Source organism: Brunnivagina elsteri CCALA 953, from assembly GCF_002289455.1.
Lineage (GTDB): Bacteria > Cyanobacteriota > Cyanobacteriia > Cyanobacteriales > Nostocaceae > Brunnivagina > Brunnivagina elsteri.
This window is the reverse complement of record NZ_NTFS01000612.1, coordinates 1-2,650: the sequence shown is the minus strand read 5'-3', so window position 1 is coordinate 2,650 and position 2,650 is coordinate 1. Positions and strand designations below refer to the sequence as shown.

Sequence of the window (2,650 nt, the reverse complement as noted above, 5' to 3'; positions counted from 1 at the left end):
ATCCGTTTGAAATTAGCGATCGCTTGTGGGTAAAAAATCATCTTGAAGAAGATGAAGAAAAACTACGGTTTTCAACGTAGACGAGGTTTATCTACTTTTAACTAGCCTAATTTTTAGTATAGTGAGTTCCTATGGCAAAAGATAGATTTCATAATATTGTTAGAAATGCCTTAGAAAAAGAAGGCTGGAAAATTACAGATGACCCTTATGAAATTAATGTGGATGATGTCGATTTTGAGATTGATTTAGCAGCAGAAGAACTTTTAGTAGCAGAGAGAGAAGGACGAAAAATAGCAGTAGAAATTAAAAGTTTTATTAGTCCATCGAATGTTTCCGAATTTCATACTGCCTTGGGACAATTTTTAAATTATCGAGATGCATTAGAAACAATTGAACCCGAACGCTTACTTTATTTAGCTGTAAGATTGCCTGTTTATGAAACTTTTTTTCAACGAAAATTTATTATATCGGCAGTTGAAAAATATCAATTACGGTTGATGATTTACGATGTAGAAGAGGAGGTTATTAGTCAATGGCTGTAGAACAATATCGGCAATATATTCGGCAGATTCTTTCCGAACGACAAAAGCGAGCTTCGATGTCACGAAAATACGAAGAGTATGAGGTGCAAACAATTTTTGACGAACACCAAGACCATTATCAATTACTTTATGTTGGTTGGAGAGGAAATAAACGGGATTTTGGTTGCATTTTACATCTTGATATTAAAGATGGGAAAATTTGGATTCAACATGATGGAACTGAAGTGGGAATTGCTAATCAATTAGTAGAAATGGGAGTACCTAAGCAAGATATTATTCTGGCATTTCATGAACCATATATACGTCAGTTTACTGAGTTTGGAAGTTGATAAATAAAATTATGGAAGAGAGTTAATATCACTTCGCTAAAATAAAACCATCTCATGCCACAATGTGAACTATGACCTACACCCCACCCAAACTTCTCACTTTCGACAAATTTCTCGCTGAGTATGGGGATAATCCCCGTTACGAACTTATTGATGGAGAATTACGTGATATGGAACCAACTGGTCCACATGAAGAGGTTTCAGGAAATATTGCTGGTAGAGTTTATGCTGAAATTCTTCGTTCTAATTGTAACTGGTTGATTCCCAAAACTTGTTTGATTAAACCCCCCGCAGCAGAAGCGACAGCATTACGTCCGGATGTAATTGTTTTAGATAAAATCAAACTTAACCAGGAACCTCTTTGGCAAAAAGAGCCGATTATTTGTATTGGTAATACGATTAAATTGGTTGCCGAGGTAGTGAGTCAGTGCGTTGCGCGGGTTCCCCGCGTTGAAGCAACTGACGTAGCTTGCTTCTCGCGGAGCGAGTACCCGTAAGGGTAAGTAGCAATTGGCAAGATGATTATGCAAGAAAAGTGGAAGAATATGCTTTTCTAGGAATAGCAGAATATTGGATTGTGGATTTTAGAGGTTTAGGTGGTTTGCAATTTATCGGAAATCCTAAACAGCCTACTTTTACAGTCTGTCAATTAGTTAATGGGGTATATCAGCAGTAACAATATCGCTTGGGTGATGCTATTAATTCTTATTTATTTCCAAATTTAGAGCTTAAACTTGATGATATTATGCCATAGCGATCGCTCTTTTAATTTAACCAAAATCGGGAATGCGATCGCACTTCCAAATCAACCCGTACTCTAAATGCGATAACTTCGTTGAGCTACCCTACGGGAACGCTAAAAGCGAACGCTCACGCACCTCAAAAAACCTTACCAATCGCACTTCTCAAACCATACTGTAAAGCGATCGCATATCAAAAAACCTAACCAATCGCATTTTTAATCTAACCCACATTTTCCATGCGATCGCACATCAAAAAAACCATACCAATCGTACTTCTCATTAAACCCATACAGCAAAGCAATCGCACCTGATAAAACCCTATCAATCGCACTTCCAAATCAACCCATACCCTAAATGCGATAACTTCGTTGAGCTACCCTACGGGAACGCTAAAAGCGAACGCTAACGCACCTCAAAAAACCTTGCAAATCGCACTTCTCATTCAACCCGTATAGTAAAGCGAAAAACTTACGTCGCGCAAGCTTCGCACGTTTTATTCATTACTTCCTAACCCACAGCAAAATCTGTAAACTGTCTTTTATAAGGTGAATGAAATCCGATCACAATATCTTGTTTTGAAACTCCCATTAAAACTAGCTCTTCTGCAACATTTATCTCTGTTCCATTCCACTGAATCCAAATTTTTTCATCCTTGATATCAATGTGTATTGAACAACCATATACACGACGTTTATTTTCCCAACCTACATTAACAAGTTGATAATGGTCACGTACAGTATCAAATATTTGTTCTACTTCTACATCGCCATAAGAAGGTTTATAACTACCATATTTTGTCAAAAGTTGCTGAATATATTCCCTATATTTTTCTAACTTATCCATCTTACTATCTCCTCAGTTTCAGTATCGTAAACTAACAGTTTTAATTGAAATTCTTGAATTTGAAGCTGTAGAAATGGAAGCGTAAAAAAATCATTATAAGTTTCTGCATCAACTGCTAAGTAGGTGGGCATAAAAAAACCAAACTATGTAAAGATAAGTAAATACGGAGAATGCATCTACGTGAGGTGACTTA

General features: G+C 36.7%; 4 protein-coding genes and 1 pseudogene. 3 read left to right on the top strand and 2 right to left on the bottom strand.

What is annotated here, in order from left to right:
- Positions 1-131: 131 nt before the first annotated feature.
- The 3 genes and pseudogenes from CK510_RS29070 (at position 132) to CK510_RS29060 (ending at position 1,625) form a co-directional block, all read left to right on the top strand.
- Positions 132-542, top strand: a complete 411-nt coding sequence (locus CK510_RS29070) for a XisH family protein (protein WP_095724934.1) — start codon at positions 132-134, stop codon at positions 540-542.
- Positions 533-871, top strand: a complete 339-nt coding sequence (locus CK510_RS29065; RefSeq protein ID WP_095724933.1) for a XisI protein — start codon at positions 533-535, stop codon at positions 869-871. The genes CK510_RS29070 and CK510_RS29065 overlap by 10 nt, the downstream gene beginning before the upstream one ends.
- 71 nt (positions 872-942) lie before the next feature.
- Positions 943-1,625 (top strand): annotated as a pseudogene (locus tag CK510_RS29060) (Uma2 family endonuclease).
- Between the two features lie 496 nt (positions 1,626-2,121).
- Here CK510_RS29060 and CK510_RS29055 read toward each other — a convergent pair.
- Positions 2,122-2,457, bottom strand: a complete 336-nt coding sequence (locus CK510_RS29055; RefSeq protein ID WP_095724932.1) for a XisI protein — start codon at positions 2,455-2,457, stop codon at positions 2,122-2,124.
- Positions 2,445-2,588, bottom strand: coding sequence for an element excision factor XisH family protein (locus CK510_RS29050; protein ID WP_245912495.1), 144 nt, complete (start codon positions 2,586-2,588; stop codon positions 2,445-2,447). The genes CK510_RS29055 and CK510_RS29050 overlap by 13 nt, the downstream gene beginning before the upstream one ends.
- Between the last annotated feature and the right edge of the window lie 62 nt (positions 2,589-2,650).

What these genes read in the sequence shown, in the direction of transcription:
- CK510_RS29055 (WP_095724932.1), bottom strand. Translation starts at nt 2,457, where the DNA reads ATGGATAAGTTAGAAAAATATAGGGAATATATTCAGCAACTTTTGACA.
- CK510_RS29050 (WP_245912495.1), bottom strand. Translation starts at nt 2,588, where the DNA reads ATGCCCACCTACTTAGCAGTTGATGCAGAAACTTATAATGATTTTTTT.
- CK510_RS29070 (WP_095724934.1), top strand. Translation starts at nt 132, where the DNA reads ATGGCAAAAGATAGATTTCATAATATTGTTAGAAATGCCTTAGAAAAA.
- CK510_RS29065 (WP_095724933.1), top strand. Translation starts at nt 533, where the DNA reads ATGGCTGTAGAACAATATCGGCAATATATTCGGCAGATTCTTTCCGAA.